Raw genomic sequence first — 25,059 nt, 5'->3', positions numbered from 1 at the left:
AGGCGGACGGGCAACGACGCATAATTGAAGAGACGATGACTCAAGTCACATACCTGCCAGAGTGAAGTATTTCTGGATTGAAGCACATGATTCTTGATTGATGGTTTGTGATTTGGACGAATCACAATCATCGAATGAACGTTTTCGCGGTGTTGTAGATAGCTGACATTGTAGAGTTCGGCGATATAGAGAATTCTAGTGTTTTGCGCATATGCTGCATGTGCCGAGACCGTGCAATGGCATGAGACGGAATCCAAGCGGCGAACGAAGGCACTTGATTCGCTGCGATTCGATGGCTAAGGCACATGGAGCATAATCGACTGTGCATGGCATTGCCGCGGGATTCCGGCACTGTTTTGGTTGTTGTGCTGCTAGTTGCATCACTCGCTTTCGTCATCGTCTCGACTCGTACATCGTTTGCCTATCGTCTTCCCTCGATGCTGATATCGCACAATCTCCGTCCATCGGCCTCGCATCTGCGGGCCACGGACAGCACAGAACCCCAAGACTGTAAGACTTGAAATATCAAGCGATGAGCGTCAAGCGCATCGCGGAAAACGAGACGATGATGACCATTCCTGCCACAATCGATTTCACTACCCATTCCGTTGCTGATGAGCCTGCTGACGACTCTTCCGATACCTCTGTCTCAGCCGCGCACTCTGACGACACCCGCTCTGCTGGCATTGCCTCTTCGGTAACCGAACTCATCGGCGACACGCCGCTGGTGCGGCTGAATCGCATCGCACGCGACGTCGACGCGACCATCGCGGTGAAGGTCGAATACCTCAATCCCGGCGGATCGAGCAAGGATCGCATCGCGCAGCGCATCATCGAGGCTGCGGAGCGTTCCGGGCAGCTGAAGCCCGGCGGCGTCATCGTCGAGCCGACCAGCGGCAACACCGGCGTAGGCCTGGCGCTGGTGGCCCAGCAGCGCGGGTATCGGACCATATTCGTCCTGCCCGACAAGGTTTCGGAATCCAAGCGGGCCGTGCTGCGCGCCTACGGTGCCGAAGTCGTGGTGACCCCGACGAATGTGGAGCCGCAGGACCCGCGATCGTACTATCAGGTTTCCGACCGGCTCGCACGTACGATTCCCGGCGCATTCAAGCCGAATCAGTACTCCAACGAGAACGGCCCATTGAGCCATTACGAGACCACCGGACCCGAAATCTGGCGCGACAGCGGGCATCGCGTCACCCATTTCGTCGCTGGCATCGGCACGGGCGGCACGATTTCCGGCACCGGTCGCTACCTCAAAGAGGTCTCCGACGGCGCGGTGACGGTCGTCGGTGCCGACCCGGAAGGCTCGATCTACTCTGACCCCGCTAATGTGCATGTCTATGACATCGAAGGCGTGGGCGAGGACTTCTACCCGCAGGCTTTTGACCAGTCCATCCCTGACAGCATCGTGCAGATCAGCGACGAGCAGGCCTTCCTGATGACTCGGCGGCTAGCCCGCGAGGAGGGCCTGCTGGTCGGCGGGAGTTCCGGCATGGCGGTCGCGGCGGCCATGCAGTACGCTCGCGAGCATCAGCTCACCGCAGACGACCTCGTGGTCGTGCTGCTGCCCGATTCGGGCCGTGGCTACCTCGACAAGATCTTCGACGACGAATGGATGCGGGCGCACGGCTACGCGGATGTCGTTGAGGCGACCACGCCCGAGCCGTTGGTCGGTGCGGATGGTGAGGCGCGCGTGCCGGCGGGTGTTGCAGGCGGTGCAAAGGAGGCATCGTCTGTGAACTCATAGATTCCAACGCAAACTTTTAACCTACATAATTAATCGTTCCAATAACCGCAATTACCAATACCTACAAGCGTTCCAACATAACCATCACAAGGAGCAATCCATAATGACCACCGAGAACATCGCCACCGCCGCATCCGCCGCTCTCTCCACCCGCGCCATCCACGCAGGCCAGGAGCCCGACCCGACGACGGGCGCAGTCTCCACGCCAATCTACATGACTTCGACCTTCAAGCAGGATGGGGTCGGCGGCCTGCGCGGCGGCTACGACTACAGCCGGTCCGTCAACCCCACAAGGACCTCTTTCGACAAGCAGCTGGCGGCAGTGGAAGGCGCGAAGCATTCGATCTCCTTTGCCTCCGGACTGGCCGCCATCGATGTGCTGCTGCGTGCCACGCTCAAGCCCGGCGACGCGATCCTGCTCGGCAATGACGTCTACGGCGGCACCTACCGGCTGCTGTCCAAGGTGTTCGTGCCGTGGGGCATCACGCTCGACGTCGTCGACATCACCGATCCCACGGCGGTCAGCGCGGCGCTGGCGCAGCGCCAGTACGCCTACGTGTGGGTCGAAACGCCCAGCAATCCGCTGCTGAGCATCACCGACATCGCGGCCACAGCGGCGCTCGCGCACGCGCACGGCACCAAGGTCGCGGTCGACAACACCTTCGCCTCGCCGGTGCTGCAGCACCCGCTGCAGGATGGTGCTGACGTGGTGGTGTATTCGACCACGAAGTACATCGGCGGCCACTCCGATGTGGTCGGCGGCGCGGTGCTCGTGGACGACGACGAGACGGCCGAGAAGGTCACCTTCCTGCAGAATGCGGCAGGCGCAGTGCCTTCGCCCTTCGATGCATGGCTTGAGATTCGCGGACTCAAGACGCTTGAGCTGCGCGTCAAGCAGCACAGCAAGAACGCGCTCGCCATCGCGCAGTGGCTTGAGCAGCACAGCGAGGTGGAACATGTGTGGTATCCGGGTCTGGAAAGCCATCCGGGTCACGACATCGCGGCGCGCCAGATGCATGGCGGCTTCGGCGGCATGATCTCCATCCAGCTCGCCGCCGGGGGAGAGGCCGCGCGCGCCTTCGCCGCCGCGACGAAGATCTTCACGCTCGCCGAGTCCCTGGGCGGAGTCGAATCGCTCGTCGAGCACCCCGCAGCCATGACACACGCCTCGGTTTCCGGCACGACCTTGGAAGTGCCCGACAATCTGGTGCGCCTGTCGGTCGGCATCGAAGGCGTGGACGATCTCATCGCCGACCTCGATCAGGCCTTCGCGGCGATTGAGCAGTAGTGCTATAAGTGCAGCAGAACACTGTGCTGCTTCGCGCTCAGCGTACGTTTTCCATATCGAAAAGGCTTCGGATGTCGGAAAACGTACGCTGACGCATGGGCATCGTACGTTTTCCAATACGTCCTTGGTGAACGTGCCTAATAACGTACGCTGAGAGTTGCCGAGGGCCAGGATTTGCGATCCGTATGAGATTTGTGCCTGATTCGACAAGGCTGCTCGTGGCGAAATAAGGATGCGGCTATAGACTCGAAGGCATGACACCGTCGCATTCAACTGAGTCGCTTGTAACCGAGCCGCAGCAGCTCGAATCGCCCCGCGCTGAATCGCGCGAAGCTGAGCCGCATCGCGCTGAATCGCAGCAGGCCGCGCTTGATGCGCTGCACCGGTATTTCGGCTATGACTCGTTCCGTACTGGGCAGGCGGGGCTTGTCGATGCGATTCTCGCTGGGCGCGACGTGCTGGGCGTCATGCCCACCGGCGCGGGCAAGTCGATCTGCTACCAGATTCCCGCCACGCTGCTGCCGGGCCTGACCATCGTCATCTCGCCGCTTATTTCTCTGATGCGCGATCAGGTCGATGCTCTGAACGACCTCGGCATTCCGGCGGCGTACATCAACACCACGCAGGATATGGACGAGCAGGGCATGGTGCTCGCCCAGGCGGCGCGCGGCGACGTGAAGCTGCTCTACGTTGCGCCGGAACGCCTGGAAACCGAGCGGATGCGCTCCTTCGCGGCGCGAGTGCCGATTTCGCTTATCACCGTGGACGAGGCGCATTGCGTTTCGCAATGGGGCCAGGATTTCCGTTCGTCGTATCTGGGCATCGGCGAATTCATCGCCGCCTTGCCGAGCCGTCCGACCGTGGCTGCATTCACCGCGACCGCCACGCAGCATGTGCGGCGCGATATCGTCACGCTGCTGAATTTGCAGCACCCGCAGGTGACGGTGACCGGCTTCGACCGGCCGAACCTGTTCTTTGATATTCTGCGCATGCCGACGAACACCAAGAACGTCTGGATCGCGAACTACGTCATCGACCATGCCGACGAGTCCGGCATCGTCTACTGCGCCACGCGCAAGGAGACCGAAGCGCTCGCGGGGCTGCTGGCTGAGCGCGGCGTGCCAGCGGTCGCCTACCACGGCGGCATGTCGGCGCAGAATCGCAATGACGCCCAGCGCGCTTTCGTCACCGATGCCGCGCCAGTCGTCGTGGCCACGAACGCGTTCGGCATGGGCATCGACAAATCCAATGTGCGTTACGTCATCCACCACAACATGCCAGAAAGCATCGAGGCCTACTACCAGGAAGCTGGCCGCGCCGGGCGCGACGGCGAACCGAGCCGCTGCACGCTGCTGTGGAACGACAGCGATATCGTCACGCGCCGCCGCCTGCTCGACATGGATTCGAAAAACGACCGCATGAGCGAAGACGAGCGCGAAGTCGTGCGGCTGAGTCATCGTCGGCTGCTTGACGCGATGATCGGCTACTGCCGCACGACCGAATGCCTGCACGCCTATATGACGCGCTATTTTGCCGATCCCGATGCGGCGCAATCCGCGCTTCCCCAAGGCGAATCATCGCAATCTGCCCTAACGCAAGGTGAATCGGCACAATCCACTTCTACCGACAATCAAACGAGCAACGACCCGGCACCAGCCAAACCAAACGGCTGCGGCAATTGCGCCAACTGCCTGAGCACCTTCGCCACCATCGACGTCACCAACATCGCGCGCTCAATCAGCCGGTGCGTGCATGATCTGAATCAGAGCTTCGGCATGGGCAAGATCGTGGCCGTGCTGCGCGGCTCGAAAACCCAGGATCTGCTCGCCCGTCACCTCGACTCCTGCCCGAGCTATGGGGTGCTCGAACAGGTGCCGCAGGCCCGCGTGCGCGATGTGCTCAATCAGATGACCACCGACGGCTTCCTGACCGTGTCCGAAGGGCGGCTGCCCGTCGTGCATTTCGGACCGCGAGCCGCAGCGACGGCCAGCAGCGATTTTCATTATGAAATCAAGCGCGTCGAACGGCCTGCTGCGGTTGGCGGACGAACCGGTCAGGTGAAGCAGTCCGGACAGACGCTTGGCTCGGATGCTGGCATGGATACCGAAGTCGACGAGCCGCTGTTCGAACGGCTGCGGGTTCTGCGCCGCGATATCGCACGCGAAATCGGCAAGCCGCCCTACATCGTCTTCTCCGACAAAACCCTGCGCGATATGACACGCATCCGCCCGGTGACCAACGCGCAGTTCCTCGCGGTCAACGGCGTGGGGGAGAACAAGCTCAACCTCTACGGCAAGCGCTTCATGGAAGCCATCCGCTCGTTCGAGGAGTAGTAAAACGGTACTGCGTAAATGGCACTGTGTGGATGACACTGCGCGGATGGACACTGCGTGGGGTAGACGTCGCTCAACTCGAATGTTGCGAGGTCGGGACGCCGTGCGGGGCGGACGCATCCAACCCGGCATTACTTCCACATATAGCCAGTCATAACATTTGGCGTACTTGCTGAGCGAAAACTTGGCTGCACGCCAAACCATGCACGGCGTAGGATGCTCATAGTGACGAATTCTCCGTGCGGGATATGCCGGGGAGCCGAATGTCGCTTATGCACGAACGGAGGAATCATGCCAACGGATACCGCAACCAAAACAGCCGAGACGGAGGGTGCCAAGCCGCAGCCGGAAAGCTTCCAGCTTGACCATACCAAGGTGAAAGCGCCTTACGTGCGCTACATCAACACCGAAACCGGCCCGAACGGCGACGTGATCTCCAACTACGACCTGCGCCTCGTGCAGCCGAACGAGAACGCCATCCCGACCGCCGGCCTGCACACCATCGAGCACACCATCGCCGTGCTGCTGCGCGAGCGCATCCCGGGCTACATCGACTGCTCGCCCTTCGGCTGCCGCACCGGATTCCACCTGCTGACCTGGGGCGAGCACTCCACCGTGGACGTGGCCAAGGCGCTCAAGGAATCCTTGGAATTCATCGCGTTCAAAGCCACATGGGACGATGTGCCGGCCACCACGATCGAGAGCTGCGGCAACTACCGCGACCACAGTCTGTTCACCGCCAAGGAATGGTGCAAGGACATCCTCGCCAAGGGCATCAGCTCCGACGCCTTCGAGCGCAAGGTGGTATGAGGGCACCATATCTGGGCATACCGTGGTCTGAAGGCGCTGGAATCTGGGAATAATATTGTGATTTAGCCGGCTCGATGGAAGTCTGCACTAGGAAATGGCTTGCTGCTGAGTCGTATCTCGCTTATGTGAGGCGTTATTCCAAGCCCGCGGAGGTCTATCTGCGTTGTGTGAGGCGTTAATACTGTGAGGTTCCATATACCAGTGGCCGAAAACGGCGGTTTTCAGCCACCTGATACTCGACGCTTTGTGAAATAGCGCCTCACATAGCGCAGATAGACCCCGCAGCACGCCCATAGCGCCACACACAAGCGAGATAGCTGGCGATAGCATGTTGAAACGGAACTCTGGGAACTCTGGGGCCGATACCGTTGGGGGACAGGCCTAAACATCCGTGTGGCGGCACGCTGGGAGGGCGGCGTGATAGCCTAGCGGCCGATTCTTTCCATTGTTCTGTTTGGCTCAAGGTGGTTGTGGTTGTATGGGCAGTATTGCGTCCTCTCGTCGGTTCCGTCATGCGACTATGCGCGATTACGAGCGCATCCAGCGCATCTACGCGCATGCCCGCGCGGTGATGGCGGCGAATGGCAATCCGACTCAGTGGGGCGATTCCTTCCCGCGCGAAAGCACTGTGCGCGCCGATATCACCGAAGGCCGCACGATGCTACTGATTGATGACGGAATCGATGACGGTGCCGAAAGCGACGGCGAGCGCATCCTGGCCCAATTCGCCTTATGCGCGGGCGAGGACCCGACCTACCGTGACATTGACGGCGGCTGGCTCGACGACGACCCCTATGTGACCATCCACCGCATCGCCTCATCAGGGCAGGCCAGGCATGTCGCCTACGACTGCATCGGCTGGGTGGTGGAGCACTACGGCAACGTGCGCGCCGACACGCACCCCAACAACAAGGCCATGCAGCATGTTTTCGAACGCAGCGGCTTCATCCGGTGCGGCCTTATCGCCCTGCTCGACCGCGACACGGATAAGACGCGCATCGCCTATCAGCGGCACGAGTAGCAGAAACGCAGGTGATGATGGGGCCAAGGATCATTGCTTCACGGGTCGAATTGGGTGGTTTGCAGCATCGTCGTCAATGACGCGAGTCACAATGAAGCCATGACTGCGAATGCATGCGAACCATGGCCCTTCTCCTCGCCCCAAGGCATAGCGAATTACGAAGCCGCGCTGCGGCAATACCCAGGCCAGGCGGTTGTCGATCTGGCCGCACTGCGCGACAATATGCGCCACTTGGTCGAGGTGGTGGGCGGGCCGAAATCCGGCACGGCGGTGATGGGCGTGGTCAAGGCCGACGCCTACGGGCATGGGCTGGTTCCTGCGGCGCTCGCGGCTCTGGCAGGAGGTGCCACATGGCTGGGCGCGGCGCAATCGCATGAGGCGCTGGCCCTGCGCAAGGCTGGCATCAGGCCGGATCGCTGCCATATTCTCACCTGGGTCTACAACGGCCTGGCGGTGCCGTTTGACGAGCTTATCGCCAACGACATCGATATCTCGCTCGGCTCGCTTGCCGGCATCGATGCGCTGGCTGATGCGGCTCGGCAGCTGGGCCGCCCCGCTCGCGTGCATATCAAGGTGGATACGGGCTTTGGGCGCAACGGCTTCACCGAGCAGGGCTTCGACGCGGCTTTGCGCAAACTCGTGCCGTTGGCCAAGGAAGGCGCACTGCATATCGTCGGGCTGTGGAGTCATCTCGCCGTGGCTGATGCGCCGGACGTCCCCGAATTCGTGGACTCCACGGATAGCCAGATCGAGCATTTCCACGATTTCGAGCGCCGTATGCGCGCCGCCGGCATCGAACCGGAGATCCGGCATCTGACGAATACTGCCGCCACGTTGACCCGCCCCGAGATTCATTTCGAATTGACCCGACCGGGCATTGGGCTATATGGCTACGAAGCCGACCCGGCGATGGGCACGCCGCAGGATTACGCGTTGACGCCCGCCATGACGTTGCAGGCCCAGCTGGGCACCGTCAAGGATGTGGAGGACGGACACGGCATCTCCTACGGCCGCACCTATATCACCGAAAGCGAGACCAGCACCGCCATCGTGCCGCTGGGCTATGCGGATGGCATTCACCGCTCGGCCTCCGGGTTCGACGAACGCGGAGCCAAGCATACCGTCAAGCTCGGCGGCCCTGTGCGCGTCATGACTGCCGCAGGACCGGAGCTCATGCGCGTTTCGGGGCGTGTGTGCATGGATCAGTTCATCCTTGATCTGCATGGTTCTGCCTCACGACTCGGCATCCACGAAGGCGATACGGTCAAGCTCTTCGGACCCGGGCGTGGCGAGGAATTCGCTGAGCCGACGGCTGACGACTGGGCGCGTGCCGCCGACACCATCAGCTACGAGATCTTCACCTGCCTGCGCAACCGCATCCCGCGGCTGTACCTGCATGCGAACGAGGTGCTGGGTGCCGAGGACCTTGCCAAGCTTGATCCCGCGAGCGTGCTGTAGGGATTGGTTGTGCGGCTCACACTTTTTTGACTGGCCTGGAAAAAGTGTGAGCAAAACGCACATTTCATGTGCGTTTATTTCGGGTGGCAAACGTTGAGACTACGCCATTTGCAGTGCGGAAAACTAACATTTGCATTGTTCATTTGATTCGCACTTTTTCAAGGCCGATCAAAAAGTGCGAGCCACAAACGCGGCGAAAGTCCCATGCTCTCCCCAAACGCGGGACATGGCCCTATGCTGGTGCTATGGGAACAACGCGAGATGGCGAGCAGGTGCTGGGCGACGAGGGCTACGATGCCTTCGACGAGGAGCGATGGGCGGTCGAACCGCCGAAATCGCGCTCCCGCACCGCTTTTGAACGCGATCGAGCGCGTCTGATTCACTCCTCCGCACTGCGCCGGCTCGGCGCGAAAAGCCAGATTCTGGTGGCTGGAACAGACGATTTCGCCCGAACCCGGCTTACTCATACGCTCGAAGTGGCGCAAATCGGCCGGCAGATCGGTATGATGCTCGGCTGCGACCCCGACGTGGTGGATTGCGCCTGCCTGGCGCATGACCTCGGCCACCCGCCCTTCGGACACAATGGCGAGAAGGCGCTGGCCGCCATTGCCGCTGATATCGGCGGCTTCGAAGGCAACGCGCAGACCCTACGACTGCTTACGCGCTTGGAGCCCAAGGTCTTCCATGCCGATGGCCGCTCGGCCGGCGTCAATCTGACGCGTGCCTCGCTGGATGCCGCCGTGAAATACCCGTGGACGCTGGCCGAGGCCGCGCAGCATCCCAAGGGCGAGCGTAGTGCCAAATACTGCGTGTACCCCGACGATGTCGACGTGTTCAACTGGCTTAAACAAGGCGCGCCGAAGGCCACGAAACCGATGGAATGCCAAGTGATGGATCTGAGCGATGATATCGCCTACAGCGTGCATGACGTCGAGGATGCAATCGCGACGGGAGCCTTCAACCCGATGGCGCTGGCCGATGCGCGCATCATCGACGCGCTCATCGAAGACGCGCGGGCCTGGTATGGCGCGAAATGGGATGCCGACAAGCTGCTCGCGGCCTTGCAACGGCTGCAGGGCGAGCATATGTTCCCCACGCATTTCAACGGTTCGCGCGGGGCCTTGGCGCAGCTCAAGAACATCACGAGCGCCCTGATAGGCCGCTTCGCCGGGTCGGTGGAAGCCGCTACGCGCGAACGCTACGGCGACGGCCCGCTGACGCGGTACAGCGCCTCGGTCGTCATCCCTGAACAGACCGAGTACGAAATCGTGATTCTCAAAGGCATCGCCGTCTACTTCGTGATGGAGCCTCGCGAGCGCGAGCCCATGCACCAGCAGGAGCAGGCCATCGTCGAGGACTTGGTCGATGTGCTCATGGCTGACTCCCCACGGCCCAGCGACGCACTGGAAGCCGTGTTCCTGCAGGACTGGAACGAGGCCAGCAATGACGACGAGCGCCTGCGCGTGGCCGTCGATCAGGTCGCCAACCTTACCGACGGCTCGGCGCTGGCGATGCATTCCATCCTGTGCTAGGCGCGTTTCGGTTGCGAGTTCCGGCGAGCCGCCCGCTTCACTGGGGTGGGGTAATGTAGGGCGCTATGGCTGGAATGATTCTGAAGGAAGATGTGGAGAAGGTGCGCGCTGCGGCGGACCTGTACGACATCGTGTCTGCGTCCGTGACGCTCAAGCCTTCGGGAACCGGCACCTACGTAGGGCTGTGCCCCTTCCATGATGAGAAGACGCCAAGCTTCTCGGTGCGGCCGTCGCTGGGCGTCTGGCATTGCTTCGGCTGCGGGCTGGGCGGCGATGTGTTCGGCTACGTCGAGCAGCAGGAGAACATCGACTTTCGCGAGGCCGTGGAGCTGCTGGCCGACAAATACCATATCGAGCTGCATTACGAGGCCGGGTCGGGCCGCGAGGAGCACTCCGGCTCGAAGCGCACGCGGCTGCTGGACGCGAACGAGGAGGCGCAGCGCTTCTTCGTCTCGCAGATCATGAGCAAGGAGGCGCTCGCGGCCCGCAAGCTGCTCGGCGGGCGCAACTTCAGCCAGGCCGACTGCGAGCGCTTCGGCTGCGGATATGCGCCGCAGGGCTGGGACAATCTCGTGCGCTATTTGGCCGCCAAGGGCTTCACCCAGCAGGAGATGCTGGACGCCGGGCTTGCGCGCCAAGGCCAGCGCGGCGTCTACGACTACTTCCGCGGGCGGGCAACCTGGCCCATCCGCGATTCCACCGGGCGCACGCTGGGCTTCGGCGCGCGAAAGCTCTATGACGACGATACAATCGGCGCGAAGTACATCAACACCCCAGATACGCAGCTCTATCGCAAGACGCAGGTGCTCTACGGCATCGACCTGGCCAAATCCGCTATCGTCAAGAAGCGCCAGGCGGTTATCGTCGAAGGCTACACGGATGTGATGGCCTGCCATTTGGCCGGCATCGACACCGCCGTGGCGACCTGCGGCACCGCCTTCGGCGCGGAGCATGCCAAAATCGTGCGTCGACTCATCTCCGACGATTCGCTCGGGGCCGTGCAGCTCATCGGGCCGCTCAATGTGGAAGGGCAGTCGCTCAGCTCGCGCATCGTATTCACCTTCGACGGCGACGCGGCGGGGCAGAAGGCGGCGCTGCATGCCTTCGCGCTTGATTCGGCGTTCCTCTCGCAGACCTTCGTGGCGGTCGCCGACGGCAATCTCGACCCCTGCGATCTGCGCTTGGAGCAGGGCAACGAGGCGGTGAGTTCGCTCATCGAGCATGCGAAGCCGCTGTATGATTTCGTGATTGAGGCCGCCATCGCGCGCTTCGACACGTCATATACGACTGGCCAGATGGGCGCGGTGAAGGCTGCGGCACCGCTGATCGCGCAGATACGCGACCGTTCGCTGCTGGATATCTACACGCGCAAGGCGACGCGTCGCATCGGCGTGGACCTCGACATCATGCGCCGTGAGGTCAATGCCGCACGTCGGCAGCTCAACGTGCGCGACGACGACGCCTATGCGCCGAAACGACGCTTCGGCGGGGCGGCTTCGGGCAGCGGCATGGGCGGCTCAGGAGCTTCCGGCGGTTTTGCGGGTCGGGGCGAGCGTGGGGAGCGCGGCGAGGATCCGTATGCGAATCCGGCCCGGCGCAAGGCGCTTGAGCGCCGCGATGCCAACGAGCAGACCTACTATCGCATCGATGACGCCGTGTTCATCTGCGAGCAGCAGTTCATGGCTACGCTTATTCAGGTGCCGCGTGCCATCGATCGCGCGTGGTTCGCACAATTGAGCCTGTCGAACTTCATGACCCCGGTATTCCGCTCGCTCTTCCAGGCGGTGGCTGCCGCAGGCGGATTGCCCAGCGATGACACGCCGCAGGGATTGTGGATTCACAACCTCACCAAGGCCGGCGGGCCGCTGCTCGAACAGGTCATCAACGAGCTGGCCGTCATGCCGCTGCCGTTGCCGCCCAATCCGCGCGACAGCTCCAATTCGGCAGTCAATTCATCGGCCCAGAACGGCCAGAATATGCAGAACGGCCAGGCCGCGCCCGTGCAGCTGCGTGCGCCCAGTCCGGCTGAGCAGCGCTACGCCTCCGAGCTTTTGGCGCGGCTGCTCGATATGGGCTTCATGCGCCGCATCGGCGCCGCCAAGCGCAAGATGTCGCAGCTACCCGATGGCAAGGAGAAAATCACGCTGCTGGGCGACATCACCACGATGGAAACCGCCCGCAAGGACCTGCAAACCCAGGTCTACGGCAACGTGGCCTGAATAGCTCTTCAGGCTCTTGGCAACGCTGCCTGATTTGCGGTTTCGGCGCGTGTCTCTCGATTTACTCCTCGTAGGCTCCTAGCGGACCGATTGACAGCGCGTCGTCGTGGGTGCGGCCGGAGTGGATGGCGTCGTTGATGCCGGCGATTTGGGCTACGTCGACGTCGTAGGTGCGCCCGTCAAGCGCGGATACGGGGATAACCCAGCCGCCGTGCGTGATGAACAGCCGGTCGGCCTCGCGCAGCTGGTCGATGGGCAGCTTGGCATACTTGATATCCAGGCCTTCCTGACGCGCCCAGGCGAACATCTCGCGCTGCGAGGTGCCGTTCAAAATACCAATGCGCGGGTCGGGGGTGATGAGGCTGTCGCCGTACTGCGCCACAATCGACGAATTCGGGCATTCGAGCGTGAAGCCGTCGGCGGTATAAGTCACCGCGTCATCGACGCTGCGCCGCCGGCATTCGCGGTGCATCGCCTGATTGACCGCGTAGCTCAGGGTCTTCGCGCCGTTGAGCAGCCACGGCGCGCGGGCGGTAATATCGCTGGCATATCCTCGGTTGAGCGAGGTCAGCGTGATTGGCGCGGTATCGTGCAGCGTGCCGCGTCCGTCCAGGAACATCCACACGCTGGGTGTGCCGTAGTCCGTTTTGCCGATGCCGGTGTCAGGATCCATGCCGCGCGACACGAGGATGCGCAGCAGGGGAGCCGGCTCGGGGTCGTCGTACTGCGCGATGACTTCATTGATCGCCGCGATGAACGCCTGATGATTCGGCTGAGGCATGTCCATCAGCCGTGCCGAATTCGACAGCCGCTTGAGATGGTTCTCCAAGGAAATCGGGTAGCCGTGCCACACCGTGGTCGCCTCGAACACCCCGTCGCCGCGCAGCACGCTCAGATCGAAGGGCGACACGCAACGGTAATACGGGTCGACGATACGCACCAGGTCCTCGCCGAAATCCTTCGGTGAGGTGCCCGCCGGCGCGAACAGGCCACTGCCGCCCACACCCAGAATGATCGAGTTCATGACGCTCCTTCTCCTTCGAGCTTTTCCTTCAAGTCCAAGCACAAGATAACGCATCGATATTACCGCCGCGCCCGCCGGGGCATGTCTTCATGACGAGTTCGCCGTCGCGCTGCTGCGCTCGATAACGGAGTCCATCGCAAGGTTTAATCATAATCGAACGCCCACAGAAATTAGCAGGGCATGACAGGTCTGTTCATCCGATGGCCGGTGGCACGTCGTCGAGCAACTCGATTCGACTAGTTCACGTAATACCGCGTGGCCCGTGCGCGGCCGACCCTGCGAATCTTGCCCTGCGCGGTCAGGTTGCGCAGCAGATAGGAGGCTTGGCCGTGACTGAGGCCTAGCTGATTTTCGATGTCCTTGCGCGACAAGGCAACGCCTGCATCCGCCATGACGTGCAGCGTCACCTGTTCGAGCAATTGCACATCGTAGGTATGGGGCTGCTCAAGCGGCTGCTGCTGCGGTGCTGCTTCGGGCGCGCCGAGCACCAGCGTCGCAAGCGGCGCGCAGCCGATCACTCTGGCTCCGACCAAGGCCTGCGCGTAATCCTGTGTGATGTAAGGCCGAAGCTCGGGGAAGACATAGCGTTTGGCTGCGGGCTCCGACTTGTTGGTGCCGTTGCCATTGCCATGCGGCGTATCTGCGTCATTCGCGCTATTCATGGCATGCTCGTCATCCACATCATCCCAAGATTCGTCATCGAGCACCGGCACCGGCAGAATCATTGCCACTGAAGACGGTCCCACGCGCAGCTGCGGGCTGGCCGAACTGGTGGCGTAGGAGTCCATGATGCGCGGAATGCCAGTGCCGTAGTTCTCGCTGATTCCCAGCGCTGTGGCGGTCAGCACGAGCCAGGCATTGCGCGGCTGGCAGATGCCGTTGAGCAGATCGTTGATCTGCAGGCCGCGGACGAGACCGCCCAACGAGACGATTTCGACGCGATTGGAGAAGATGTTGACGAGAATCGGTCCAGAATACTCATAGTCGCGGTGCAGCACGGCGTTGATAAGTGATTCGTGGAGCGCCGTCTCGGGCCACTGGCCATCGGTGTTGTGCTGGTTGAGAAAGAGCGCGGCCTCATTGAGCTGGCGCAGCACGGAGCCGTGAATCTCGGCGCGGTCCGTAAGCTTCGTTTTGGTGTCTCCTTCGAACACTGCGCATTTCACCGAAAAAGGATTCTGATCGGAAAGCAGCAGCGCAGCCCCAGTGAACGCGCCGTGGGCGTCGCGCAGATGGAATGCAGCCGGGTCGAATGCGTCCCAATCCAGACCTGCCGTGGCGTATGCGTGCTGCAGGTAGACAAAAGTGAGGTTTTCCTCGTTGCAGGGGCGGTGATCATATGGCGTGGGAGTCTGCGCCGACTCGTCCGCAGCGGGGCTATACCCGCCGCCTGCGCCATCGTCATGTGGCTTTTCCTTATGCATCCCCATGCTGCTCATGGTATCGATGCGATACGACACGATGCAAAATTCATCGCATTTCATCGATTTTCATCGATTATCAGTTTCTTGCGATTAGGAGTGTATGGCAGCCTTGTACAGCAAGCCAGCCTTTTCGGGTTTCAGCGTTGCTGCATCTCAGCACCACAGGATCTCAGCGCTGCGTCGTCTCAGCGCTGTGTCATCTCAACATTGTGGCCGCTTCACGATGGTGGGGTCGCTGCCCCAATACGCGCCCGAGCCGATGTGCTTTGGCGCATCGGGTACGTTCAGCTGCTTGCGCCGTTCGCGCCAGCTCTGCGCGGTGAGCGCGAGCACATCCTCGTCCCGAATCTCGCCAAGCGAGGGGAAGGAGTTGTCGTATTCGGTGTGGTCGTAGGCGAATCCGCAATGTTCCAGCAGTATGCGCGAACGGGTGTTGTCCAGAAAATGACGGGCGTATACGGTGTCCAAGCCCAATTCCTCGAAGCCATAGCGCAGCATTGCCCCAAGCGCCTCCGGCATGAATCTACGGCCCCAATGCGGCTCGCCCAGCCAGAAGCCCACTTCGCGGCATGCAGCTGGATCGCCGCCGTCCGGAAGCTTTTGGGCCTGTGGCAGCGGTTTGAACGCGATGGAGCCGATTGGCATGCCGGTCTGCTTGAGAATGATCGCGAAGCACTCCGGGTCAGGCGCCTGAACCTTGTCGTGGTAGGCGCGGCATTCCTCGATATCGTCATAGGGCGCCCAGCCGCTGGCCCTGGTGACATCCGGATTGGTGGCGTAGGAGTATTGCGCGGAAATCTCGATTTCGTTCCCGACTTGCCAGCGGCGCAGGATCAGTCGGGACGTATGCAGCAAGTCCGATTCTTCACAGGCGTTCTCGTTCATACCTATACGTTATAGCAGAGCTTGGGAGCGTGTGCAGGCAGGGAGCGTCAGCGGCTGCCCATTTGGTGCTGCTCGTGCTGCCTGCGCTGTGTCGATGCTGTGCTGTGCGGGATTGTGCCAGTGTTGAGACCTTCATGCGAACAGGCGATAGGGAGGTGCTGCTAAAGTATCGTTTCGTTGTTTGGCCCCGTAGCTCAGTTGGATAGAGCAGGAAACTTCTAATTTCAAGGTCGCCGGTTCGAATCCGGCCGGGGTCACCATGATTGCGTCGCCTGCATGGGTGATGAAGCGGTTGCATAGCAATAGGTCCCGAGGAATCAGATTCTTCGGGACCTATTTTATGAATGCCGTGGCGCTCATCGCGCCGGCAGAAATCAGGCATTTGGCCTTTTGCCGTGATTGGCGGCCTTCTTACGGCGATCCTTGCGCTTGCGTCCGCGCATACCCATGATGGACTCCTTTACTCAACGTTTATTAGCCTAGGGGATTATCGCACACCCGCACGACGTTGACAAGACAGCGTCCGTGCTTCGCCGCAGCCGTAGCGTTTGCGTTTGTTGCGCCCGGAGGTTTCAGTGCTGCTCGGCGTGAATGAGCAGCGACGTGGACGCCGTATCTCCCGGTTCGATGGCGATGAGGTCCTTGCCGGTGTTGAAAGTGTTCGCATACGCGGTCTGCGGCTCGATTGCCACGCCGGAAGGGTGCTTGAATGCTGGGAAGCCGGTTCCGGTGCACACCTGGAAGGATGTGATGCTCTCATCGCCGACGACTTGTACCGCGAGTCCGTCAGGGCGTTCGAACTCGGCGGTCGTCGTGCCATCGGCATTATGGTGCAGATCGGTCCATGCGTCGTCATAGGGCTGCTGGTCGAGCAGCTGGCCTTCGCGCAGATCGTATTTCGTGCCGTCCACAGGCTCGGTTCCGGTGGGCAGCAGCCGCTCGTCGACGGTCACATGCGTGTCGCCGGGAATCGTCACGCGGCACTGGGCGTTGAACCCATCGATCTCGTCGCCGTAGCCGTCGAATCCGTTGGCGAACCACGGGTGCAGTCCGAAGGCCCACGGCGCGCGCTGTTTGCCATGGTTCGCGGCGGTAATACTTAGGTGCAGACCGTCGTCGGCCAAGCGGTACTCGGCGGTGACGAGGAGATAGAACGGATATCCGGATATCTGCGGAACGCGCCAGGCGAGCGTCACCCGGTCGTCCTCAAGCGTCTCAAGCTCCCAGTACGAGCGATAGCCGTAGCCGTGGATGGCGTTGCGCCGTTCGATCTCGTCAATGGAGAGCTGGTAGGTCGTGCCGTCGAAGGTGTACGCGCCGTCGGCGATGCGGTTGGGGAAGGGGACGAGCACTCGCCCGTTGCTGCACGGCGCGGTCTCGTCGGCCGGCCATGAGCAGACGACCTCCTTGCCTCGGTACGTGAGCTCGCGCAGCGATGCGCCGAGTTCGGTGACCACTGCGGTGTAGTCGCCATGCTTCAAGGAAAATTGCCGGCCCGAGCGAGGAGGCAGGTTAGCGGATGTCATATCGCATCTCCCATATCGTTGTGGATGACTCACGGCGAATCGTTGCCGCGGTCCATGATGATTGACAGTGTCACTCTACTGCGAGCAATGGTCTTACCGAGGGTTTCCGCTTGCGCGCCGTGTTATGCATCACCAGGTCGCAATGGAAGCGGTCGCTGCGCGCAGCAGCGTGACGAGATCCTCAGGATTGACCGCAACGTCGAGGCCTCGCTTGCCGCCTGACACGAGAATGGAGTCGAAGTCCAGCGCGCTTTCGTCAAGCACGGTGCGGTGCCGGGTGCGTTGACCAAATGGCGAAATGCCGCCGAGTACGTAGCCGCTTTCGCGCTGCGCCACATCGGGCCCGGCCATGGCGGCCTTCTTCGCGCCGACTGCTGCGGCCAGCGCCTTGAGATCGAGGTGCCCGCTGACTGGCACGATGCCGATGACGCGCTCGCTGCCGGTGTCCGCCATCAGCGTCTTGAATAGCTGATGCGGGTCCATCCCGAGCCGTTGCGCGGCCTCAACGCCGTAGCCTTCATCCATATGGTCGGCGGAATGCTCGTATTCATAGATTTCGAATGGCACGCCGGCTTTGCGCAGCTGTGCGATGGCAGGCGTGCCGCCTTTGGCAGCTGTGCCTTTGACTTCTTCGCCTTTGCCATCCGATGTATGTTTGCTTCGTTTCGCCATGCCACCCGTTGTATCGCATGGAGACGATATTCGTGCCATGCAGCATCTCGTGCCACGGGCTGGGCTATCGCGTCGGCTTAACTGGCGCGAATCGGCCTCTGACGAGCGAACAGCGGCTCTTTCGTGCCAGTAAGCCGGGGCCAGAGTCGCAGCCGGAGCCCCACCAACGACTTCGCCCCTGCCAGGCACGAGCATAATGCTCGATGCCCGGCAAGGGCGAAGCGGCAGACGGAAAGTCTGCGATCAGTCAGCTAGCGGCGATGCGGACGAGCCGTAGTGCCGCTAGGAGCTCACTTGGAGAGTTCCGCGAAGTACAGCAGCGTGCGGATCATGTTGCAGGTGAAGCCGTTCTCGTTGTCGTAGAAGGAGACGGTGCGCACGAGCTGGGTGTCGCCAACGGTGTTGACATCGGTCTGCGTCGGGTCGAAGACGCCGCCGTGGGTGTCGTCGATGATGTCGGAGGTGACGATGCCATCAGGGTTGTAGCCGAAGTAATCAGTGTCGGAGTACGCTGCCTTGAAGGCGTCGTTGATCTCGTCGACGGTGACCGTCTTCTCCAGCACGGAGGTCAGCTCGGTGACGGAGCCATCGATCACGGCGACGCGCTGGGCATGGCCCTGCAGCTTGCCGTTGACCGAGGGGACGACCTTGCCGATGGCCTTGGCGGCACCGGTGGAGTGCTCGATGGTGTTCGCAGCTGCGGCGCGGTTGGCGCGCACGTTCTTGCCGCGAGGTCCATCCTGCAGCACCTGAGTGGCGGTGTAGGCGTGAATCGTGGTCATGAAGCCCACCTTGACGCCGAACTTGTCGTCGAGCAGCTTGACCATGGCGGCCAGCGAGTTCGTGGTGCAGGAGCCGGCGGAAACGATGTTGTCCGAAGACTTCAGAATCTCGTGGTTGACACCGTAGACGATGGTCGGCGTGGTCTCGTCCTTGGCCGGGGCGGAGATGAGGACCTTCTTGGCGCCGGCGTCGAGGTGAGCCTGCGACTTCTCGGCGGAGGTGTAGAAGCCGGTGCATTCGAGCACGAACTCGACGCCGTCGTTCTTGACCCACGGGATGTTGCTGGCGTCGCGCTCAGCGTACACGGTGTAGGACTTGCCGTCCACGACGATTGCGGTGTCGGTGGAGGTGACCTCGACCGGGGTGCCGTCGTCATGGCGGAAGTTGCCGTGGGCGCTGTCGTACTTGAGCAGGTAGGCGAGCATCGACGGAGTGGTCAGATCATTGATGGCTGCGACCTCGATGTCACCGGCCTGGCCGCCACGAGCCTGCAGCTCGAAGATGCGACGGAAGGCGAGGCGACCGATGCGGCCGAAACCGTTGATACCAATCTTGACTGTCATAAAATTACTCCCTTAGGGATCAGGCTCGGGCGCGCGCCTGCGCGCCCCGGCCATTGTTTATCAACGCTGCCTACTCTATCCCGTCGTCTGTACTTGCCAGTGACGTGCGCCACACTTCAGGCGCAAAACCGACCAAAATGCCGTGAGCGGTCACAACGATGGGCCGCTTGACGAGCATGCCGTCGGTGGCAAGCAGTTCCAGAGCCTCGTCGTCGCTCATCGCGGGCAGTTTGTCCTTCAGCCCGAGCGCGCGGTATAGCTGTCCGGAAGTGTTGAAGAAACGGCGGATTGGCAGGCCGCTGGCGTGATACCAGGCGGTGAGCTCGGCCTTGGTGGGGTTGTCGGTTTTGATATCGCGCTCGGTGAACGCGATATCGTGCTCACTCAGCCAGTGCCGCGCCTTGGCGCAGGTCGAGCAGCGCGAATAGCAGACGAATAGCGGGGCATCGGCGGTATGGTCGGTCATGGAACCTCCTGATTTCATGGTTGCTGAATTAACGATTGAATGCGCGATTGGTGAACCGGGAGTCCAGAATCGGCGAGATTTCGGTATCGAGCGGACCCAGGTCGCCAGTGAATTCGCGGTAGCGGGTGATTCTCGGCATCGGCGCTGTAAGGGGGAAGGTCACGATAAGCGTGCCGTCGTGCACGTTGATTGCGCTGGCGACGCCGGGCAGAAACTCATTGCTCACGCCCTGCACGACGCTGTTGGTCAGGGTCGCGTGCCGCAGCTGATATTTCAGCCCCGGCTCGTTCACGTCACTGGCCGTATCCGACTGCGCGAACACCGACACCATGCCGCCGGGCATCGCGTCATGTGCTTCGAAAGCAAGTTCGCCGTCAGCAATGGCGGTGACGATGGCGCCGTCGCCGTACAGGAAGCCGACGCCGCCATGCTGGGCCAGCAGCCCCATGAGCTGGATGTTGGCGATGGTATGGTCGATTCTTCCCCCCAGCCCGCCGAGAATATGGAACTCGCGCGCGCCGCGATTCCAGCCGACCTTGAGCGCCGAAAGCATGTCGGGATCGTCCTTGAGCGCCGGAAGCCGCAGCGTGCGGTCGTCGTCGGGGACGCTGCCCTGCACGGAATCGAAGTCGCCAATCACGATGTCGGCGCTGACGCCTTCGGCGCGCGCATGGTCGAGTCCAGCGTCGGCTGCAATGACCAAGGGACGAGAAAGCCCTGCAAGAAGGTCTGCGGGCACGCCCGGCGTCGGACCATAATATTGTCCCGCCGCGAAGATGACGCATACGTGGTTCGTCTGGTTCATGCTGCCACTCTAGCTCACGCGTCAGCCTGGGCAGGTGCGCGCTTTCTTCGTTTTGAACAGACGCAATCGCTGGTTTCGTCCGCCCCCCCCCCCCTCAGACGAACCCCAATAACGCTACAGATAACGCAGATACCCGATTGCCAAGGCAGCGAAGCGGGTGAACGTCATGTGCCGCGGGTTCACGCCGGTCTGATAGGCTCGCCCTGTTGTCCCATACAGGTTGTTCGGGGCTTGATGCTCGGTGCGTGATGCTGGTGTTTGGCGTCTGATGCCTGCGGGCATATCGCAAAGAGGGGAGTATGACTGCCATGACTGCTACGGACCACGGACTGGTCGCCGCACCCACGGCGACGGCCCATGTACGCCCGATTCTGCGCTCGAAGATGTTCCTATATATCACCGAATTCTTCTCCGGCATGGCCGTGATGGCTGCCGAGCTGGGCGCATCGCGCCTGCTTGCGCCGTATTTCTCCAGTTCGCAGATCGTGTGGACCATCATCATCGGTACGATTATGATCGCCCTGGCGCTGGGCAGCGTGTGGGGCGGACGCAAAGCGGACCGCGACCCCAACCCCGACAAGCTCTACATGCGCCTGATGATCGCGGCGGTGTGGATCGCGCTTATTCCGCTCTTGGGCAAATACGTCATCATCGTGGTTTCTGGTCTGCTCGTCGTCACCGTATCCACGAATTTCCTGGTGATTGCCGCCTTCATCAGCTGCATGCTGATTTTCGTGCCGCCACTGTTTCTGCTAGGCACCGTGACCCCGGGGCTGGTCAAATTCGCCACCGATTCGCTCGACGACAATGCCTCGGTGGTCGGCCGACTGAGCGCCTGCAACACCATCGGCTCGATTCTGGGCACCTTTCTGCCGACCTTCGTTACGATTCCGGCAGTCGGCACCTTCGTGACCTTCCTGATATTCTTCGGGCTGCTGCTGGCCCTCGCGATTGCGTACTTCATTGCCTCCAAAGTCAAGCTTGTCGCCAGCGCCATCAGCACAGTCATTTTCGTGGTGTCCGCTGTGGCTTCGCCGATGAGCGGCTTCGCTTTCTGGGAGCGCGGGCTGACCTACGAAGGCGAGTCGATCTACAACTACCTGCAGGTCAAGAACCTGTCCGACCGCACCATACTGTCGACCAATGTGCTCTTCGGCGTCCAATCGGTGACCATGAAGCGGCCAGGCCTGACCGGCATGTACTACGACACTGCGCTTGCCGCTCCGGCGCTCGCCGACCACGCCGATTCCGCGCTGGTTCTGGGCATGGGCACGGGAACCTACGCGCGCCAGCTGCGGCAGTACTACCCGCATATGCATATCACCGGCGTGGAAATCGACGAGAAGATCACGGCGTTGGCGGGCGAATATTTTAAGGAGCCGCAGGATATTCCGGTCAGCACCTACGATGGTCGCGCTTGGCTCGCCGCCAGCACAAGTCGCTATGACGTGATCATGGTCGACGCCTACCAAGACATCACGATTCCCTTCCAAATGAGCTCAACCGAGTTCTTCGACATGGTGAAGCAGCACCTCAATCCCGGCGGCGTCATGGTCGTCAATATGAATATGATCTCCGATGGCAAAGGTTCGATCAATGAGGCGCTGACCGGCACGATCGCCAGTGTGTTCGGGCACCGCAATATATTGACCGCCGACGTGCCCGACACGACCAACCGCGAGCTTTTCGCCAAAACGCCGAGTGCGGATGAACCTGGTGAGTCTGGCGAATCAGAGCAATCGGCACAAACCAAGCAGCACGGGGACAAGGCTCCTCAGCACGCCACCGATAGCGATATCATCCAAACCGGCACGCCTAGCTCTTTGCAGGCCACTGCGTATATGCGCACGCGTGACGGCGATCTCGAGTGGGCGATGGGTGAAGTCGGCAGCCGGCTCGTGCCGGTTAAGAAGCCGCAAAGCGGCGCAATGATCTTGACTGACGACAGGGCTCCGGTCGAGCTGCTCGGCATGCATGCCATCGACCAGCTCATCGTGCAACAGGCCGGGCCATACCGCGAGATACTGGAAACCAGAGGTATCCAAGGGCTGCTTGAGTTGCAATAAATCAACACATGGTGGCCATACTGACGCGCCGGAAGACGTGACGTGAAGACGCGACGTAAAGACACAGTGCGGAGAAGCAATGTGGAGAGTTGGCGTTTCGTGTGAAAGAAAGGGCAGGAATACTGCCATTAACGTGACGCGACCAATGGCGCTGCTAGGCTGAAGGCTGCGAATGTGAATACGATATGCTGCGAATATCCCATGCGTTTCGAGGAGAAAGAATTGTTATGTGCGGAATAGCCGGGTTTGTGAACGACGCTCCCATTGATGCCAAGGAACGTATCCTCAAGAAGATGACCGATATCATCGCCCACCGTGGGCCCGATAGCGAGGGGCACTGCATCGACGAGCATGCGGCGCTCGGGTTCAGGCGGCTGAGCATCATCGACCTCAAGGGCGGCGACCAGCCGATCTACAACGAGGATCGCACGATGGCCATCACCTTCAATGGCGAGATCTACAACTTCCAGCCGTTGCGCGAGGAGCTTATCAAGCTGGGTCACACCTTCTCCACGAAGGCTGACACCGAAGTCATCCTGCACGGCTACGAGCAGTGGGGCGCCGGCGTGCTGACCAAGCTGCGCGGCATGTTCGCCTTCGTGATCTGGGATTCCAAGACGAACGAGCTCTTCGGCGCGCGTGACCATTTCGGCATCAAGCCGCTGTACTACACCGTGATGAACGGCACCTTCATGTACGCCTCTGAGATCAAGAGCCTGCTGCAGCATCCTGATTTCGTCAAGGAGCTCAACGACAAGGCGCTCAAGCCCTTCCTCACCTTCCAGTACCCCGCCACCGATGAGACCTTCTTCAAGGGCGTGTTCAAGCTCAAGGAGGGGCATTATTTCACCTATCGCGACGGCAAGATGGATACGCACGAATACTGGGATGCGGCATTCGGCGAAGGCAATCAGAAGCTCGATGCGCTGGTCGATAACATCGACCAATCGGTGATTGACTCCGTGAAGGTGCATGAGATCGCGGATGTGGAGGTCGGCTCCTTCCTGTCTAGCGGCGTCGATTCCAGCTATGTGGCCGCCGTCGCGCGCCCCGAGCACACGTATTCGGTTGGCTTCGGAGCGGGCTACAACGAATCGACGCAGGCCAAGGAGCTGGCCGACAAGCTCAAGCTCTCCAACACCGCCGAGATCATCGACGAGGAGGAGGCCTTCTCCTATTTCCCGCAGATTCAGTGGCACTTGGACGAGCCGGATTCGAACCCCTCCTGCGTGCCGTTGTTCTTCCTGTCCCAATTGGCCGCGCGCGACCTCAAAGTGGTGCTGAGCGGCGAGGGAGCCGACGAGCTGTTCGCCGGTTACGACGACTACGGCCTGCACACCAAGTCGAAGGTCATCACGGGCGTCACCAATATGCTCACTCATCTGCCGGCCGGGGCGCGGCACGCCATTGCGCACTGGGCGAAGGACAAGCATTTCCACGGCGCGACGCATCTGTATGCGAATCTCGCGCCATCCGAGGAATTCTTCATCGGCCAGGCCAAGATATTCGATGAGAGCGAGGCGCAGCAGCTGCTCACGCCGCATTACCGCCAGGCGCCCGGCGTCCATGACATCGTCGACAAGACGTATGCGCGCATCGAAGGTCAGGGGCTCTCCGAGATCAAGAAGAAGCAGTACCTCGATATCCACCAGTGGATGCCCGGCGACATCCTGCTCAAGGCCGACAAGCTCACGATGGCGCACTCTCTGGAGCTGCGCGTGCCGCTGCTGGATCAGGAATTGATGAAGGTCGCCGAAAAGGTGCCCACCAAGTATCTGATTCGCAACGCGCTCGCTAAGTACGCCTTCCGTCAGGCTGCGGCGCGGCATCTGCCCAAGGCCTCGTCCGACCGCACCAAGCTCGGCTTCCCCACGCCGGTCAAGATCTGGCTGAGCGAGGAGAAGTACTACAAGCAGGTCCGCGCGGTGTTCCAGCGCGACTACGCGCGCGATTTCTTCGATCAGGACGCGCTGCTGAAAATGCTCGACGACAACTACGAAGGCAAGACGAACGACCGCCGCAAGATCTGGACGGTGTACACCTTCCTGACCTGGTACGACGTGTACTTCGTGCACGACGGCAGCAAGCCCGAGCCGCTGGCCGAGGAGTAAGCGACTGTTGACCCAACGGTAACGCTGTTGACCGAACGGTAACGCCGTCGCCCGAAAGCTAGGGCAGGAACCAGAGTGAAAGCTGGTCCAGCGCCGTACCCGTCGGGTTTGTCCGCGGGCATGGTACACTAGTTGATTGGCTTGAGTAATCAAGAAAGTGGGGAGACCCCACCTGGAAGCTTGTTATGGCTTCGGGTTCACGGCATGAGTCGCGCAATCGGCATGCGGATATGATTCCGCGCTGAACGATGCGCAGGCAACAGCATGGCGAATGCGCATATGGGCGTGTTCTCAAGCTGAAATGAGCCTGTTTCATGTCATGA

At 61.3% G+C, this 25,059-nt stretch carries 19 protein-coding genes and 1 tRNA gene; 11 read left to right on the top strand and 9 right to left on the bottom strand.

The features are described 5' to 3' along the window. The first annotated feature begins 517 nt into the window (after window positions 1–517). The 8 genes from LKK40_RS01155 to dnaG all read left to right on the top strand — a co-directional run bounded on the left by LKK40_RS01155 (window position 518) and on the right by dnaG (window position 12,411). On the top strand, window positions 518–1,750 hold the full coding sequence (locus LKK40_RS01155; protein WP_304308496.1) for a pyridoxal-phosphate dependent enzyme: 1,233 nt from the start codon (window positions 518–520) through the stop codon (window positions 1,748–1,750). A gap of 103 nt (window positions 1,751–1,853) precedes the next feature. After that, window positions 1,854–3,038, top strand: a complete 1,185-nt coding sequence (locus LKK40_RS01150; protein WP_304308495.1) for a cystathionine gamma-synthase — start codon at window positions 1,854–1,856, stop codon at window positions 3,036–3,038. Window positions 3,039–3,292: 254 nt separating this feature from the next. Then, window positions 3,293–5,371: a RecQ family ATP-dependent DNA helicase gene (locus LKK40_RS01145; protein ID WP_304308493.1), complete on the top strand. Its 2,079-nt coding sequence runs from the start codon at window positions 3,293–3,295 to the stop codon at window positions 5,369–5,371. 291 nt (window positions 5,372–5,662) lie between these two features. After that, window positions 5,663–6,181 (top strand): S-ribosylhomocysteine lyase, encoded by a 519-nt coding sequence (locus LKK40_RS01140; RefSeq protein WP_304308491.1) that lies wholly within the window; start codon window positions 5,663–5,665, stop codon window positions 6,179–6,181. A 478-nt stretch (window positions 6,182–6,659) separates the two neighbouring features. Next, entirely contained in the window at window positions 6,660–7,202 is a 543-nt protein-coding gene (locus LKK40_RS01135) for an N-acetyltransferase (protein ID WP_304308490.1), read from the top strand. Between the two features lie 99 nt (window positions 7,203–7,301). Continuing rightward, a complete protein-coding gene (gene alr / locus LKK40_RS01130; RefSeq protein ID WP_304308488.1) occupies window positions 7,302–8,660 on the top strand; it encodes an alanine racemase in 1,359 nt (452 codons plus the stop codon). 245 nt (window positions 8,661–8,905) lie between these two features. Continuing rightward, a complete protein-coding gene (locus tag LKK40_RS01125) occupies window positions 8,906–10,192 on the top strand; it encodes a deoxyguanosinetriphosphate triphosphohydrolase (RefSeq protein ID WP_152580954.1) in 1,287 nt (428 codons plus the stop codon). Window positions 10,193–10,257: 65 nt separating this feature from the next. Beyond that, window positions 10,258–12,411, top strand: a complete 2,154-nt coding sequence (gene dnaG / locus LKK40_RS01120) for a DNA primase (protein ID WP_304308486.1) — start codon at window positions 10,258–10,260, stop codon at window positions 12,409–12,411. A gap of 61 nt (window positions 12,412–12,472) precedes the next feature. Here the strand turns inward: dnaG and LKK40_RS01115 are convergent, their stop codons facing one another. The 3 genes from LKK40_RS01115 to LKK40_RS01105 form a co-directional block, all read right to left on the bottom strand. After that, a complete protein-coding gene (locus LKK40_RS01115) occupies window positions 12,473–13,435 on the bottom strand; it encodes an aminodeoxychorismate lyase (protein ID WP_304308484.1) in 963 nt (320 codons plus the stop codon). A gap of 236 nt (window positions 13,436–13,671) precedes the next feature. Further along, a complete protein-coding gene (locus tag LKK40_RS01110) occupies window positions 13,672–14,865 on the bottom strand; it encodes an ATP-binding protein (RefSeq protein ID WP_304308483.1) in 1,194 nt (397 codons plus the stop codon). Window positions 14,866–15,060: 195 nt separating this feature from the next. Next, on the bottom strand, window positions 15,061–15,744 hold the full coding sequence (locus tag LKK40_RS01105; RefSeq protein WP_304308481.1) for a GNAT family N-acetyltransferase: 684 nt from the start codon (window positions 15,742–15,744) through the stop codon (window positions 15,061–15,063). A gap of 183 nt (window positions 15,745–15,927) precedes the next feature. On the opposite strand from LKK40_RS01105, the gene LKK40_RS01100 reads away from it, so the two are divergent. Further along, window positions 15,928–16,004, top strand: a tRNA-Arg gene (locus LKK40_RS01100). Window positions 16,005–16,118: 114 nt separating this feature from the next. Here LKK40_RS01100 and LKK40_RS10745 read toward each other — a convergent pair. The 6 genes from LKK40_RS10745 to LKK40_RS01075 form a co-directional block, all read right to left on the bottom strand. Then, the gene (locus LKK40_RS10745; protein ID WP_003817083.1) at window positions 16,119–16,193 is read right to left on the bottom strand and encodes a 50S ribosomal protein bL37; all 75 of its coding nucleotides are present in this window, start codon (window positions 16,191–16,193) and stop codon (window positions 16,119–16,121) included. A gap of 123 nt (window positions 16,194–16,316) precedes the next feature. Beyond that, window positions 16,317–17,270, bottom strand: a complete 954-nt coding sequence (locus tag LKK40_RS01095) for an aldose 1-epimerase family protein (protein ID WP_304308479.1) — start codon at window positions 17,268–17,270, stop codon at window positions 16,317–16,319. Window positions 17,271–17,399: 129 nt separating this feature from the next. Further along, window positions 17,400–17,942 carry a Cys-tRNA(Pro) deacylase gene (gene ybaK, locus LKK40_RS01090; protein WP_304308477.1) on the bottom strand — a complete coding sequence of 181 codons (543 nt, stop codon included), beginning with the start codon at window positions 17,940–17,942 and terminating at the stop codon, window positions 17,400–17,402. A gap of 290 nt (window positions 17,943–18,232) precedes the next feature. Further along, the gene (gene gap, locus LKK40_RS01085; protein ID WP_152580944.1) at window positions 18,233–19,288 is read right to left on the bottom strand and encodes a type I glyceraldehyde-3-phosphate dehydrogenase; all 1,056 of its coding nucleotides are present in this window, start codon (window positions 19,286–19,288) and stop codon (window positions 18,233–18,235) included. Between the two features lie 70 nt (window positions 19,289–19,358). Further along, window positions 19,359–19,754 (bottom strand): arsenate reductase family protein, encoded by a 396-nt coding sequence (locus LKK40_RS01080; RefSeq protein ID WP_304308474.1) that lies wholly within the window; start codon window positions 19,752–19,754, stop codon window positions 19,359–19,361. A gap of 28 nt (window positions 19,755–19,782) precedes the next feature. Continuing rightward, complete coding sequence (locus LKK40_RS01075; RefSeq protein WP_304308472.1) at window positions 19,783–20,559, bottom strand: thiamine diphosphokinase; 777 nt, start codon at window positions 20,557–20,559, stop codon at window positions 19,783–19,785. Between the two features lie 299 nt (window positions 20,560–20,858). On the opposite strand from LKK40_RS01075, the gene LKK40_RS01070 reads away from it, so the two are divergent. Together LKK40_RS01070 and asnB are read left to right on the top strand one after the other, a co-directional pair. After that, window positions 20,859–22,625, top strand: coding sequence for a spermidine synthase (locus tag LKK40_RS01070; protein ID WP_304308470.1), 1,767 nt, complete (start codon window positions 20,859–20,861; stop codon window positions 22,623–22,625). Between the two features lie 227 nt (window positions 22,626–22,852). After that, a complete protein-coding gene (gene asnB, locus LKK40_RS01065) occupies window positions 22,853–24,736 on the top strand; it encodes an asparagine synthase (glutamine-hydrolyzing) (protein WP_304308469.1) in 1,884 nt (627 codons plus the stop codon). Window positions 24,737–25,059: the final 323 nt, after the last annotated feature.

Origin of the sequence: Bifidobacterium tibiigranuli, from assembly GCF_022655035.1 — a bacterium.
GTDB lineage: Bacteria > Actinomycetota > Actinomycetes > Actinomycetales > Bifidobacteriaceae > Bifidobacterium > Bifidobacterium tibiigranuli_A.
The sequence above is the reverse complement of the archived record's forward strand: the minus strand, read 5'-3'. Positions and strand labels throughout refer to the sequence as shown.